The 14903-nt window shown below is 61.6% G+C and carries 8 protein-coding genes and 1 tRNA gene; 4 read left to right on the top strand and 5 right to left on the bottom strand.

Translation table 11 applies throughout. The features are described 5' to 3' along the window. Positions 1 to 194: 194 nt before the first annotated feature. Positions 195 to 2819, bottom strand: a complete 2625-nt coding sequence (gene alaS / locus G7048_RS23160; protein WP_166070388.1) for an alanine--tRNA ligase — start codon at positions 2817 to 2819, stop codon at positions 195 to 197. 287 nt (positions 2820 to 3106) lie between these two features. On the opposite strand from alaS, the gene G7048_RS23155 reads away from it, so the two are divergent. Both G7048_RS23155 and G7048_RS23150 read left to right on the top strand, forming a co-directional pair. Then, entirely contained in the window at positions 3107 to 4597 is a 1491-nt protein-coding gene (locus tag G7048_RS23155; protein ID WP_166070387.1) for an NAD-dependent succinate-semialdehyde dehydrogenase, read from the top strand. 79 nt (positions 4598 to 4676) lie between these two features. Continuing rightward, positions 4677 to 4750: transfer RNA gene (locus tag G7048_RS23150), tRNA-Gly, on the top strand. Between the two features lie 57 nt (positions 4751 to 4807). Here the strand turns inward: G7048_RS23150 and G7048_RS23145 are convergent. From G7048_RS23145 to G7048_RS23130, 4 genes are all read right to left on the bottom strand, one after another. After that, entirely contained in the window at positions 4808 to 6022 is a 1215-nt protein-coding gene (locus G7048_RS23145; protein WP_166070386.1) for a Fic family protein, read from the bottom strand. Between the two features lie 115 nt (positions 6023 to 6137). Beyond that, positions 6138 to 10712 carry an AAA domain-containing protein gene (locus tag G7048_RS23140; RefSeq protein WP_166070385.1) on the bottom strand — a complete coding sequence of 1525 codons (4575 nt, stop codon included), beginning with the start codon at positions 10710 to 10712 and terminating at the stop codon, positions 6138 to 6140. Positions 10713 to 10845: 133 nt separating this feature from the next. Continuing rightward, positions 10846 to 12087, bottom strand: coding sequence for an MFS transporter (locus tag G7048_RS23135; protein ID WP_166070384.1), 1242 nt, complete (start codon positions 12085 to 12087; stop codon positions 10846 to 10848). Between the two features lie 7 nt (positions 12088 to 12094). Then, complete coding sequence (locus G7048_RS23130; protein WP_166070383.1) at positions 12095 to 12796, bottom strand: GNAT family N-acetyltransferase; 702 nt, start codon at positions 12794 to 12796, stop codon at positions 12095 to 12097. Positions 12797 to 12970: 174 nt separating this feature from the next. On the opposite strand from G7048_RS23130, the gene G7048_RS23125 reads away from it, so the two are divergent. Next, complete coding sequence (locus G7048_RS23125) at positions 12971 to 14485, top strand: PLP-dependent aminotransferase family protein (protein ID WP_166070382.1); 1515 nt, start codon at positions 12971 to 12973, stop codon at positions 14483 to 14485. A gap of 41 nt (positions 14486 to 14526) precedes the next feature. Continuing rightward, positions 14527 to 14877, top strand: a complete 351-nt coding sequence (locus G7048_RS23120; RefSeq protein WP_166070381.1) for a hypothetical protein — start codon at positions 14527 to 14529, stop codon at positions 14875 to 14877. Positions 14878 to 14903: the final 26 nt, after the last annotated feature.

The following is a 14903-nucleotide window of genomic DNA, read 5'->3' as shown; positions in this document are numbered from 1 at the left end:
GCTTCTCGCAAAATCGCTCGTGTCATGAACGACCGAAGTTCATGCTAGCGATTTGCAACTATTGCGTCCAAGAATGAATGGTCAACCGATCCGTTCCAGCGTGCATTGCGCAACACGCCGGGCATAAAAAAACCTCCTGAAATCCCAGAAGGCTTCAGGAGGTTTTTGTAGGTAGCAAAAGTGCCAAGCGGGTTTTACACGCGCTCAGTCACCCAAGCCTGCACCGAAGCCAGCGCCGCTGCCAGACCGGATGCATCCGTGCCGCCAGCCATTGCCATGTCTGGCTTGCCGCCGCCCTTGCCGCCGACTTGCTGGGCGACGAAGTTGACGAGTTCACCAGCCTTGACCTTGGCGGTTTCGGCCTTGGTCACGCCTGCGGCGAGTTGCACCTTGTCGCCATCGACAGCGGCCAGAACGATCGCGGCAGCGCCGAGCTTGTCTTTGAGCTTGTCCATGGTGTCGCGCAGTGTCTTGGCGTCGGCGCCGTCGAGCTTGGCGGCCAGCACCTTGATGCCCTTGACGTCCACGGCTTGCGTGACGAGTTCGTCGCCCTGGCTCGATGCCAGCTTGCCCTTGAGCGCGGCGACTTCCTTTTCCAGCGTCTTGATCTGGTCGAGTGCGGAGCCGATGCGGTGGTTGAGTTCCGCAACCGGCGTCTTGAGCGTTGCAGCGGCTTCTTCGACCGTCGATTCGAGCGATTGCAGATAGGCCAGCGCGTTCTCGCCGGTCACAGCTTCCACGCGGCGGATGCCAGCGGCCACGCCGGATTCGCCCACCATCTTGAACAGGCCGATGTCACCCGTGCGATGCACGTGCGTGCCGCCGCAGAGTTCGCGGCTCGTGCCGATGTCGAGCACGCGCACGGTTTCGCCGTACTTCTCGCCGAACAGCATCATCGCGCCGGTCTTCTGGGCGCTTTCGATGTCCATCACGCGCGCTTGCGTGTCGGAGTTGGCAAGGATTTCCTTGTTCACGCGGGCTTCGATGTCGCGGATTTGTTCAGCCGTGACGGGTGCGTTGTGCGCAAAGTCGAAACGCGTGCGGTCGGCATTGACCAGCGATCCCTTTTGCTGAACGTGCGCGCCCAGCACTTCGCGCAGCGCCTTGTGCATGATGTGCGTGACCGAATGGTTGCGCATCGTGGCCGCGCGCACGGCAGTGTCCACTTCGGCCTGCACCGCATCGCCCACCTTGAGCGAACCGGATTCGAGCATGCCGTGGTGACCGAACACGTCGGCCTTGATCTTCAGCGTGTCTTCCACCTTGAACACCGTAGTGCCCACGGTGATTTGGCCTTGATCGCCCACCTGACCGCCGGACTCTGCATAGAACGGTGTCGTGTCGAGCACGACCACGCCGCTCTCGCCCACTTTCAGTTCCTGCACAGCTTCGCCTTCGCGATACAGTGCAACCACCTTGGCGGGCTCGGCCAGCTTGTCGTAGCCGGTGAAGGTGTTGGAGTCGCCCGTGTATTCCAGCGCGCGGTCCATCTTGAACTTGCCTGCGGCGCGGGCGGTGCTCTTCTGGTGTTCCATGGCGGCGTTGAAGCCCGCCTCGTCCACCGTCACGCCGCGTTCGCGCGCCACGTCGTTGGACAGGTCGAGCGGGAAGCCATAGGTGTCGTGCAGCTTGAACGCCACATCGCCGGGCAGCACCTTCACGCCACCCGCCAATGCGCTGTCCAGAATTTCCATGCCGTTCGCCAGCGTTTCGAAGAAGCGCTCTTCTTCAGCCTTCAGCACGCTGGTGATGTGCGCTTCCTGCTCTTGCAGCTTGGGATAGGCGTCGCCCATCTGCACCACCAGCTCATGCACCAGCTTGTGGAAGAACGGTGTCTTCTGACCCAGCTTGTAGCCGTGACGGATCGCGCGGCGGATGATGCGGCGCTGCACGTAGCCACGGCCTTCGTTGGAAGGAATCACGCCGTCGGCCACGAGGAACGAAGTGGCGCGGATGTGGTCGGCAATCACCTTGAGCGATGGGTTGTTCAGGTCGGCCGTGTGGGTCTCACGGCCAGCGGCCTTGATCAGCGCCTGGAAGACGTCGATCTCGTAGTTGCTGTGCACGTGCTGCAGGATCGCGGCGAGGCGCTCCAGACCCATGCCGGTATCGACGCAGGGCGCGGGCAGCTTCACGATGGAGCCGTCTTCCTTCATGTCGAACTGCATGAACACGTGGTTCCAGATTTCGATGAAGCGGTCGCCGTCTTCGTCAGGGCTGCCTGGAGGGCCACCGGCGATGTGCGCGCCGTGGTCGTAGAAGATTTCCGAGCAAGGGCCGCATGGGCCGGTGTCGGCCATCATCCAGAAGTTGTCGCTCTTGTAGCGGCCACCCTTGTTGTCACCAATGCGAATCACGCGCTCTGGAGGCAGGCCGATGACCTTGGTCCAGATGTCATACGCTTCGTCGTCTTCTTCATAGACGGTGGCGAGCAGCTTCTCAGCGGGCAGACCGAACACCTTGGTGAGCAGTTCCCAGCCCCATTCGATGGACTCTTGCTTGAAGTAGTCGCCGAACGACCAGTTGCCCAGCATCTCGAAGAACGTGTGGTGACGTGCGGTGTAGCCCACGTTCTCCAGATCGTTGTGCTTGCCGCCAGCGCGCAGACAGGCCTGCACGGACGTGGCGCGGTTGTAGGGGCGCTTGTCTTCGCCAAGGAACACATCCTTGAACTGAACCATGCCCGAGTTGGTGAACATCAACGTGGGGTCGTTGCCCGGCACCAGCGAGCTGGACGCCACCACGGTGTGACCCTTGGAGGCGAAAAAGTCCAGGAAAGTCTTGCGAATATCTGCGACTGAGAATGTGGGTTGGCTCATGGTGATGTCTGGTTTCTGGGCGCGCAACACGCAAGGCGCCTCAGTGGTGAACCAAACATTATAGGTTTGTGCACCGCCACATACCGAACGGGCTGTCTTATTGCGCAGAAGTGACAAGACAAATATTCCATTTATTGGTATAAATTGTCTCGTTAAAAGAAATTTCAATCCACATTCACGAAACAGGCAAGCGTCTGCCGGTATTCTCCGGTGCAAAGCCGCGCCCCTTTCGCGAAGTGATTGCGACCCAACCGCGCCCAACAACCGCGCCTTTTCGGAGACACACCATGGACATGAAGACATCCCCCCTTTCCACCCTCAAGGACCCCAGCCTGCTCAAGACCGATGCCTTCATCGGCGGCGAATGGGTTTCGGGCAAGTCGCGTTTTGCCGTGACCGACCCGGCCACCGGCAAGCATCTGGCCGATGTGGCGAATCTGGGTGCCAAGGATGCCGAAGCCGCCATTGCCGCAGCCAACAAGGCCTGGCCACAATGGCGTGCGCTGACCGCCAAGGAGCGCAGCATCATCTTGCGCAAGTGGTACGACCTGCTGATGGCGAATCAGGACGACCTCGGTCGCATCATGACCGCCGAGCAAGGCAAGCCGCTGCCGGAAGCCAAGGGCGAAGTCGCCTACGGTGCCAGCTTTGTGGAATGGTTCGCCGAAGAAGCCAAGCGCGTGAACGGCGAGACACTGCCGCAATTCGACAACAACCGCCGCCTGCTGGTGATGAAGGCACCGATTGGCGTGTGTGCCGCCATCACGCCGTGGAATTTTCCGCTCGCGATGATCACCCGCAAGGTCGCGCCCGCGCTGGCCGCAGGTTGCCCCGTGGTCATCAAACCCGCTGAACTCACGCCGCTCACCGCACTCGCCGCCATCGAGCTGGCGAACCGCGCGGGCATTCCTGCGGGCGTCATCAACATCATCACCGCCGATGCGGACAACTCGATCGCCGTCGGCAAGGCGCTGTGCGCAAGCGATGTGGTGCGCCACCTGTCCTTCACCGGATCGACCGAAGTCGGCCGCATCCTGATGGCGCAGAGCGCGCCCACGGTCAAGAAGCTGTCGCTGGAGTTGGGCGGCAACGCGCCCTTTTTGGTGTTCGACGATGCCGACATCGAATCGGCCGTCGAAGGTGCTTTCGCGAGCAAGTATCGCAACGCGGGCCAGACCTGTGTGTGCACCAACCGCTTCTACGTGCAGGAAGGCGTGTACGACGAGTTCGTCACCAAATTCGCAGCCAAGGTGCAGGCGGCCAAGGTCGGCAACGGTTTCGAGGACGGCGTGAACCAAGGCCCGCTGATCGAAGATGCCGCCATCGCCAAGGTGCAGCGACATCTGGACGACGCGCTCTCCAAGGGCGGCCGTGTGGTCACCGGCGGTCATCAGCTCAAGCAGCTCGGCTCCGGCCAATTCTTCGAGCCCACCGTGCTGGCCGACGCATCGCCCGACATGCTGGTCGCCAAGCAGGAAACCTTTGGCCCGCTCGCGCCGGTCTTCAAGTTCAAGACCGAAGCCGAAGCCATCGCCGCCGCCAACGACACCGAATTCGGCCTCGCCAGCTACTTCTACACCCGCGACGTGGGCCGCATCTTCCGCGTGGGCGAAGCGCTGGAGTACGGCATGGTCGGCGTGAACGTCGGCATTCTGGCGACGGAGCATGTGCCATTCGGCGGCGTCAAGCAATCGGGCATCGGTCGCGAAGGCTCGCACCACGGCATGGATGACTACGTCGAGATCAAGTACCTGTGCATCGGCGACGTGCAGAAGTGATGCCGTGACGCACGCCGAATGAAAAAAGCGCACCGCCGGGCTCGATGCCCGTGCGCGCTGCGCTAGAATAAAAGGCTTCGCGGGTGTCGTTCAATGGTAGGACTCTTGCTTCCCAAGCAAATAACGTGGGTTCGATTCCCATCACCCGCTCCAGATCTCTTCCAGCTCGAAATCATCGAGTCCGGCCCAAGCCTTGACGCCCCCGCGTGTTCAACGCGCTGATGGCTGCACTTCCGTCCCGCTTTCCAGAATTTTCAGAAACTCGGCATAGGCAAACACGCGTCCGCGTTGCTTTCCCGTGATTTCCTTCACGACACCCAGACGTTCCAGTGCATCGAACGTCTTGTTGACGGTAGGAGCGCTGAGTCCGGTCTGCTTCTGTGTTTGTCCCGCGTTGAGAAACGGATGTGTCTGAAGCAGTTCGTGCACTCGCAGCATCGAGTTTGTCTGTTCGCCGCAGTCTGCGATGCGCTCACGATCCGCTTGAAACAGCGCGACGATTCGCATGGCGCTTTCGTAGGCATTGTTGGCCGTCTCCGCCACACCTGCCAGAAAAAACTCCGTCCACGCCTCCCAATCACCGCGCTGCCGGACGCCCTGCAGCAGTTGGTAATACTGCTCGCGGTGGGTTTTCAGGTACAGACTGATGTACAGAAGCGGCTCATGGAGAATCTTCTGCTCCACCAGAAACAACGCGATCATGAGACGCCCCAAGCGTCCATTGCCATCCAGAAATGGATGGATGCTCTCGAACTGCACGTGCAGAAATCCGGCCTTGATGAGTGGAGGAATGAAGCTCGACTCATCATGCAGAAAGCGTTCGAGATCGCTCAGGCAGCGCTTCATCTCGGCCACAGGAGGCGGCACGAAATGCGCGTTGCCGGGTCTTGTGCCGCCCAGCCAATTCTGGGAACGCCGGAATTCGCCAGGGTTCTTGCCTTGCCCGCGCCCCTTCTGCAGCAAACGCGCATGCATTTCTCGCAGCAGGCGCAGACACAGCGGCAGCCCATCCGGATCGCGGAGAACGCCGAGCCCGTACATCATGGCGTCCACGTAATTGGAAACCTCGGCCACATCGTCAAGCGGTTTGCCTGCAAGCGCCGCATTCTCGAACTGCAGCAAGTCATCCAATGTGGACTGCGTGCCCTCGATCTGCGAAGAAAGCACGGCCTCCTTGCGAACATACATATAGAGAAACAGTGCCTTGTCCGGCAAAAGCATGGCCACGCCATCGAGTCGCCCGATGGCTCGGTCGGCCTCGCTCAGCAGCTTCAGCAATGGCGAGGAAAGCGCCAACGGCGGCTCGGGCGGGAGCGCAGGCGGGACATAAGCGCGCACTGTCTCGTCAAATGCCACAGTCGTGACGTAGCGACCGATCCGTGAATTGGCCTGTGAAAGCGTGTCGGGCTCGCGGCGCTTGGGCATGAGACTGTCCTGCAGGGGTTAGTTAAGGCGGCTTTATCAATGCCTCTCACTAATTAAATTATGAGGCAATAATTTAATTAAAGCACCATCCCATGTCCTCCTGCCCTCGAACAAATCAAGCCTTCAATGCCAACTCCAACTCGGTAGCCGACTCATTTGCGGCTTCCTCCGAAAGCACCTCCTGCACAACCGGCCACACACGCTGCTCCACCAGCGCAGGAATCCGCTCCACCGCACCCAGTTGCGCGATGCCCAGTGCGCTCAAGGTCTGCAGCAGATCATCGATGCAGCCCTGACGCGACATCTTCCAGGTCGAGGCGAAGCAGCGCCAGAAGGTCCAACCCGCGCGCTCGAGCACGCGTTGGCGGGCCATGTCGGCGGGCCAGCGGTCGGGGCCGTGGTATGCATCGCCGTCGCATTCGATGGCAAGGCGACGGTCGTCTCCGCCCTCCACCACCATGTCGATGCGATACGCGCCGGATTTGACCTGCGGTGTCACGCGGTAGCCCAGCGACACCAAGGTATTGAACACGTCCTTCTCGAAGCCGGACTCGCACAGCGCGGACAGATCCGCACTCTCCTGCTCTGCCGCCGCCGTGGGCATGGAGAAATGCTTGAGCAGGCCTTGGCGCAGATCCTTGTCGGAGAGGTCTTCGAGCGTGACCGAGCGCACGAGGTACATGCGGTCGCGCGCGCGGCTAGCGGCGACGTTGAAGCGCTGCTCGGCGCTGGTGCCTGAACGTGCGGTGCTGGTGCCGGGTGACACGACCATCGACAAAAACATGATGTCGCGCTCGCCGCCCTGGAACATGCTCGCGTCACCGCAGTAGAAGTCGCGCTCCAGCAGCTCTTTTGCGTCCACGCGCGAGCGCACCTGCGTGTCGATGTGCTTGGCCTGCTCCAAGCCGAGCAGCGACACCACGCCGATGCTGCGTCCCGCCATGTCGGGGTTGCGCACGATGGCCTCGATTTCACTCGCAATGGCACCGGCTTCGAGCACATTGGTGTCGCGCCCATCGCGCACGCCGCCGCGCACCAGAATGTCGACCAGCGGCGGATCGAGGCGCTCCGACGCCTTGGGGATGCGCAGCGGCTGAATCTGCTCGCCGTAGAACGCGGTGTTGCTGTACGCGATGATGGCGGGCACGCAGCGGAAATGCTCGCGCAGCATCACGCGCTGCGATGCGAACACGGTGGAGGCCAGGTCGTACAGCGAGCGGTCGATGGTCATGACCGGCGCGAACGGCTGATCTGCCAGAAAGCGATCACGCAGTTCCTGAATGCGCGCAGCAGAAATGAACGCGCCATCGGGCGAAACCTGCTTGTCGTCGCCGACCACCAGAATCTTCTTGGCGCGCAAGATCGCGGGCAGCGCCCACATGCTGGACTGACTGGCCTCGTCCACGATGACCAGATCGAACGCACCCAGATCGGGCGGCAGCGATTCCGACACCTTCGCGTGGCTCATGATCCAGCACGGAATCGCGCCTTGCGCATCTTGCATCGCCTTCTGCGCATCGCGTCGGTGCGTGGCCACGTTCACGCCCGTGCCCTTGCCGATCTTGCGGATTGCGACCTTGTAGGCTTCGAGCGCAGACAGCACTTTTTGCGAAGCACCGTTCTTGGTGGCAAGCCACGCGGACTCGGTGACCAGATCGGTGTAGAGCTTGGACAGGCGTGCTTCAAGCTCCTTGCGCTCGCCCGACAAGGCCTTGAGTTCCGCCGCTCCGGCGAATTCACCCAAGGCCCCGGAGATGCGCTGATAACGCCACGCATCGCGCCAGTTGCTGGGCCAGACCGCATCGTCGCCGGACTCGGCGAGCGCCTGCGTGCGCAGCTTCCATGCGAGTTGCATGGCACCGGCCTGGTGAATGCGGCGCGTGAGCGCATCGAGCTGCTGCAGGTCCGGCATCAGCGATTCGACTCGGCGCACCTCATCCAGAATGGACGCATAAGCCTGTTCGACCTGAGCCGCAGTCTGCGCACGAGCACCCAGAATTTCCACCGAAAAATCGCGCAACTTGGGAACCAGATGTGCGGTTTGGCCAGCCAGCGTTTCCCTGAATCGCGCCACAGCGCTCTGCGCCTTGGCAAGTTGGGCGCGGCCCAGATGGCGGTCCAGTTGCACTCGAATCGCTTGCAGATCTGGCTGCCCCTGCTTGAGCTTGTCGATGGGCGGTGTGGCGAAAACCTGTTCGGCCAAATGCACCGAATCGGCATCGAGCCGCACCACCAGATCATGCACGGTGCGGGCCGTGCGCGCGGTGAGCGACAGCGCTCGCAGGATGTCCACGCCACCCGTAAATTTGGGAATGCCGAGCAGTCCGGCCACCTCGTTCCAGCGCGTGGTGAACGACAGAACCTGACTGTGCAGTTGCTGATAACGACGCACATGCTGCCAGTCGGCAGCGCCTGCGGGCTCCAAACCGGCCACGCGGATTTCACCGACCAGCGCCTTCACATCGCCCATGCCAAACGACAGAAACCCAAACGGCTTGCCGTCCTCTGAACCCTTGGCGATAGCCTCGCGCACCTTGACCTGCTCGAACGCGCCGGGCGGCACGGTCACGGGCTTTTGCATGAAGGCCGAGCGGGCCAACTCCAGCTTCACCACATCGTCGAACAAGGCTTCCAGCGCCTGTCGTTCGACGGCGAATCGGCTCTGCCCCAGGCGCTGGCGCAGCATCGGCCACCAGTCGTCGCCCGACTCATCAAGCTCGCGCAACACGGCCAGCACCTTGTCGATATGCGTCTTGAGCTCCAGCGCATGCACCAGCGATTCGGGCGATGACGACGCCAGCCGCTCCAGGCTGCCGCTGCGTTCGGCATCTTCCAGTTCATGCTCGGCCAGCAGCGCTTGCTGCCATTGGCCGACATCGGCAATCGCCGGAAGATCTGCCGCGCGCAGTAGTTGCTCCCCGAGCAATCCGATGTCGGAGGCCAGGCGGCGACGCGTATCGCGCAGCACCGCGCCCTCTTCTTCGCTCAAAGGTGGCGCATGTTCGGGGCGCAGCGTGAGTGCATCGGGAAACCAGCCATGGGCCGCTTCTCCATCGACCACCAACTGCGCCATGGCTTCGGGCCGCATGGGCATGCCATCGACCTCGATGGAGGTGAGCTGCTGACGCGCGATTGCGTTGATGCGGCGGTCGATGTCGGACAGGCGTGCGTGGGCCTGCGTGACTTCGCTGCCCAGCTTGGCGATCAGCGTTTCGGTCTGCGCCGGTTGCAGTTGCGAGATGCGGTGCGTGATGGTTTCGATGGAGGTCTGAAACTGCCGCATGCCCTCGCGGTCGCCGGACAGCAGCGCCACGGTCAGCGCGCGCACGTCTTCGGGAATCTTGCTGCGCAGCACGGTCAGCGCGGGCTCGCCCTTGGAGGTGACCAGTACCTTGCGACCCGTCGCGAGAAAGTGGCAGATGATGTTGGCGATGGTGTGTGTCTTGCCGGTGCCCGGCGGGCCTTGCACGACCACGCCATCGGTGCGCTCAAGCTGCTCGATGACGGTGACCTGCTCCTGGTTGTAGGCAAGCGGAAAGTACAACTCGCGCGCGGGCTCGGCACTGCCCATGCCCGGCCGCGTGTCGCCTGACATGCCACGAAAACTCAGCGGCTGAATCTCGCTGGCCTCCTCGCTTGGCGGCGTCACCAGCATCAGCGCGGCGCTGGGCAGATCATCGGCCACGGCAATGCGCTGCTGCAGGCGTTGAATGTCCTCATGCAGATAGTTGCTGGGTTTGGGGCGCGCAAAAAGCACAGCCGCATTCGATACGACAAACTCGTCCTTGATCGCCGGATAGGTCTTCAGATCAGGATCGTAGGTGCCGCGCTCATGCAGATTGCCCGCGACAAAACGCGCGATCGGCTCGTAGCTTGCGGGCTCGAATGGGGACAGCATTTCGCCACCCTCCACCAGCAGCTTGCGCGCGGCGTTTTCGATGTCGGCAGCCAGCGGCACATTGCAGTTGGTCAACGCATCGAATTCAAGGCGCGGACGGACCGTCGAACGCGGGCGCACCTCGATGGCGAGCGACACCGCATCGACGGAAATCTCGACCGCCTGCGTGAGCAGCGGATACTGGTAATCCACACGACCATGGCGCTCGCTCGTGAGCTTCCACGACGCAATCGCCATGCCCCAGACCACCTCGATGGGCTTGAGACTGGTCTCCAGTTCCACCTGCGTCTTGAGCGCAAACAGCTGGCTGTAGAGCGCAATCGATTTGCGTCGCTCGACCTCTTCGTCGGCCCAGAATTGCCAGAGCGGCAGATAGTGCTCCAGCACCACTGCAGCCTCGTCAGCCACGGTGTTGAATTCGCGTTGGACGATCACGCCCTCTTCAATCAGCCGACGGTCCTGCTCCTCGCGCAAGGCGTCCAGCGCCTTGATGCGCTTTTCATCGAGACTCGGCACCGGCCCGCTCGGCTCCTGCGCGACATTCAGATAGTCGCGATGATGTAGATAACCGACCGCTGGCGGCGCAATCGGCACCAGCCGCTGCACACCCAGCCAGACCGCGCCTTCTTCATCTTCGGTGTTCAACTCCACACCGGGCAACTGCGCCAGTTCGTGTTGCCCGATGATGAAGTCCTTGCAGCCCTGGAGTTTGAAACCACGCGGGTCAATGTCCTTGTCCTGCTCCAATATGTACGACAGCAGGTTGCTGAGCTGCTCTTTTGCCTCGGGCATCTACCCCATCTCCGGTAAGCGAAATTTCAGTGCCGCTGAAGACCATCAGTTGCTACCTTTGATTTGACCACTTTTGATAGCGCGTGGTGGCTTGGTGGCGAAAAATTTACGCACCGCGATGCGTGTCCGCGGATCAGCCCTTGCGCGGCTGAGGTGGGGACTGCGGAATGTTCGGGCTGAGCGTTGCACCCAGCCAGCCGATGAGCATCACCAAAGCGGTGAAAAGAAACAGCCGCGAATACATGGCGCCGCCTGCTATTCCACTGCGTGCTGCCTGTTCGGCGATCCAGCCAAAGGCGCTGTTGCTCACTGCCACGCCCAGAAACACCATGGTGTTGAGCACGCCCAGCCACAGGCCAAGCTGACGCTGCGGAACCACCGAACGCGCCTGCGACATCACCAGCGAATGGATCGATCCCACACAGAAAAGCACGCATACGAGGGTGACGCCAATCCACGCGCTTTGCGCGGGCCACTGCGCCAGAATCAGCGCCGACACCACGCCCACCGCAAACGCGCACAGCACCAAGGTCTTCACAGTGATGACACGCAACACGCGCGAGATCGACAGCGCCCAGCACATGGCCAACAAGCTGGCGGCGGTCATCGCATATCCGCGCTGCACCACATCGAACTGAAAGATGTCGGCAAAGTAAGGCCCGCCCCAGGACATGCGGAAGGTGCCGCCGGAAATCAGCGCAAAACTCACCGGAATGAGCGCAGCAAATGCAATGCGTGACGACATCGACATGCCGCCGGAATCCATACTTTCCGAAGCAGCCTTCTTTTCTGCATTGTCGGGCATGGCGTCTTCATGCAAGGTAAGCGCAACGCACACGGTGGCCAGCACCATCAGCAAACCGACCACGCCCAGCGACCAGCGCCAGCCCATCGTCGCCACACCCCAGGCCAACGGCAACCCTGCCGCCACCGCGCCCACATAGCCCATGGCGCTGGAGCGCGTGACGATGCGCACCTGCTCCGCACCGTTGCCGGACTTGAGCACGTAGTTGAGCAACCCCATGTACAGCGGCGCGCAGCCAATGCCCAAACCGATGTGCGCAAGAATCGCAATTGGCACACTGTGCGTGAGCGGCAACGCCAGCGCGCCCACGCTGCCAATCGCCATGCAAAGCAGCACTGGCCGCCGCACGCCATATCGGTCGAACGCCAGACCGAGTGGCAACTGCGCAATCGCGAAGGTGAAATACAAGGCCCCGGCAAACAGGCCGAACATCTGCGGAGACAGACGAAGATCGTCGATCAGCTGCGTGGCGATCACCGCCACATAGCTGCGATAGAACTGGCTGAGCACATAGGCGCCGGTGAGCGCGCCCAGTGCCAGATTTCTCGATGACGAACTTGCAGCCTTCATCCAATGATCAACCGCGCAGCGCCTTCAGCGATTGCTTCTGCTTGCCGTCGGCAGTGTAGTTATCCGCAGCCAGCCAGGATTCAAAGCCCGCCTTCACCTTGGGCCACTCGGCATCGATGATGGAGAACCACGCCGTATCGCGGCTGCGGCCCTTGTACATCACGGCCTGACGGAAAACTCCTTCGAACGTGAAACCCAGCCGGTCCGCCGTGGTGCGCGAAGGTGCGTTCAGCGCATCGCATTTCCATTCATAACGGCGATACCCCAGTTGGTCAAAAGCGTAGGCCATGAGCAGATATTGCGCTTCGGTGGAAATCGGCGTCTGCTGCAGCAGCGGCGAAAACATCACATTGCCCACCTCGATCACGCCGCTGTTCGGGTCGATGCGCATCAGCGACAAGGTGCCCACCGCTTTGCCGGACTTCAGATCGATCACCGCATAGTGGCGCGGATCGGTGCTTTTGGCGATAGTCTCGGCGTAGGCGCGGTAGTCCTCCTCGCGCTCGAACGGACCTGCGACCATGTAGGTCCAGCCCTGTGGCGCAGTGCGGTAAGCGGCGAACAGTTCGGCAGCATGCTTGCTCGCATCGATCGGCTCCAACTGGCAAAAGAGCCCCTTGAGCGTGACGCCGGAGGGCTGTGCGCGGGGCGTCCAATCAGGCATGGCGGGGCCGATGGGTTGACCGAATTCGTTGGTGCGTGCGGACATGTTGTGAGTCTTTCCTTGTCGATGTCACAGGTGAGCGGGATGAGCGAACACCCTGAAATCTATCCTCATCGTGGCTTGCCATACAGCGCCACTCAAGGCACATTTGATAGTGCCACGAAATCACCGAATCTGCTCGCCCACCCGGGAAAGCACCAAGCCCATTCATCCAAACCCATGCCGCCCGAAGAACTGCTGGCCGATCCGCTGATCGCCCTGCTCACCAAATCGCCATTGTCTCGCCAGCCCAGCGCAGACTCGCTTCAACGTCAGTTGCAGCAGCATATCCGCAGTGCGATTCTGAATGGCAGACTGCCCTCCGACACCCGCCTGCCCGGCTCGCGCACGCTCGCCTTGGCGCTTGGCATCTCGCGCAACAGCGTGACTGCAGCATATGAGTTGTTGGGCGCAGAAGGCTTCATCCATTTGAGCCGCCAAGGCACGACCGTTGCAGCGCTCGCCAAAACGCAGGCAAGCACCAGCAAAACCGCACGCGCAAAGAACGACAAAGCCCTGCCCGCCATCGCCAGGCGCGCGGCCCACATCCGCGACAACGGCATGTCCGCATCCGAGTCGCTCGCCTTCCGCCCTGGCGTTCCCGCACTCTCGCGCTTTCCGCTCACGCTGTGGAAGCGCTGCCTCGACAAGGCCATTCAACAAGCTGGCGTGAATGCGCTCGGTTATGGCCATCCGCTCGGAGAGCAGGCACTTCGCGTCGCCATCGCCAACCACCTGGCCGTTGCGCGCGGCGTGCGTTGCGAGCCCGAACAAGTCGTCATCACCGAAGGCGCGCAGGAAGCCCTCACGCTCTGCATGCGGCTCGTGGCCAACCCCGGCGACACCGCATGGGTCGAAGACCCTGGCTACCGTGGCGCACAAACCGCCATGGCCTGCGGCGACCTGAAAATCGTGCCCATGCGCGTCGATCAGGACGGCATCTGTGCACCAGAAGCCGCCTGGAAAACCCATCCCCCGCGCGTCATCTACACCACGCCATCGCACCAGTACCCGCTCGGCTCGGTGCTCAGCGCAGCGCGCCGGCTCGACCTGATCGCCAAAGCCGAGCAGCACAGCGCATGGATCATCGAGGACGATTACGACAGCGAGTTCCGCCACTCCGGCGAGCCGATCGGCGCCATGCAAGGCCTTGTGCCACACGCACCCGTGCTCTATGCGGGCACCTTCAGCAAGACGCTGTTCCCTGCCCTGCGCCTTGGATTTCTCGTGCTGCCCGAGGCACTGCTCCAGCGCGCGCAAGTGCTGCTGCGCGAGACATTGCGTGGCGGCCATCGTTTTGAACAACTGGCTTTGGCCGAGTTCATCGCCAGCGGCCAGTTCACCCGTCACCTGGGCCGAATGCGGCGGCTGTATCGTTCGCGCCAAAGCGTGCTGCGCGAAGCGATTGCCACGCATTTTTCGAAGATTCCGCACCGCATTTCAGGGGGTGACAGCGGCATGCATTTGACGGTGCAACTTCCACACGAATACTGCGACTCGACCATCTGCGACGCCGCACGCGCTTACGACATGGCACCTGCGCCGCTGTCGCGATTTGCGTTGAAACCGACGAGCGACGACAACGGGTTGGTGCTGGGTTATGGCAACACGTCCGAATCTCGGATTCCGACATTGGTGAAGCGGCTTGCGCAATTGATTGGTGAATCTGTGGTTTCCAACGGAGTGCGCCGGTAGAATTTGACAGACCCGTTCCACATAACTACATCAAGGTGCCGATGCCACATGAATCTCCGACTCATCTGATCGATGACGCGCTTTGGTCTCGCTCGATCACCCATGAGATTGCAAGCCAACTCTCTGGGCAGACGCTGCAGCTGTTCTACGGCGATCTGTCCGGCAACACGCATGCGGCAGAGCTTCATGTGACGGCTTTCGTCGAGAAGCCAGATGCCGATGGAATGAAGCGCTTCAGCCTGCTGTTTCAAGGCCCCAAGGCACCGCAGTTGCCCGCACAGACTTACCGAACAAGACATCCAGCGTTAGGTGATTTCGCCACGTTCATCAGTGCCACCGGGCTGCTCCCGGAGGGCTACGTTTACGAAGCCGTGTTCTCCCATGCCGCTTGAGTTGCCCTCGTCTCTGCATGTGGATG

The sequence above is a fragment of the Diaphorobacter sp. HDW4B genome, assembly GCF_011305535.1.
Taxonomy (GTDB): Bacteria; Pseudomonadota; Gammaproteobacteria; order Burkholderiales; family Burkholderiaceae_C; genus Diaphorobacter_A.
The sequence above is the reverse complement of the archived record's forward strand: the minus strand, read 5'-3'. Positions and strand labels throughout refer to the sequence as shown.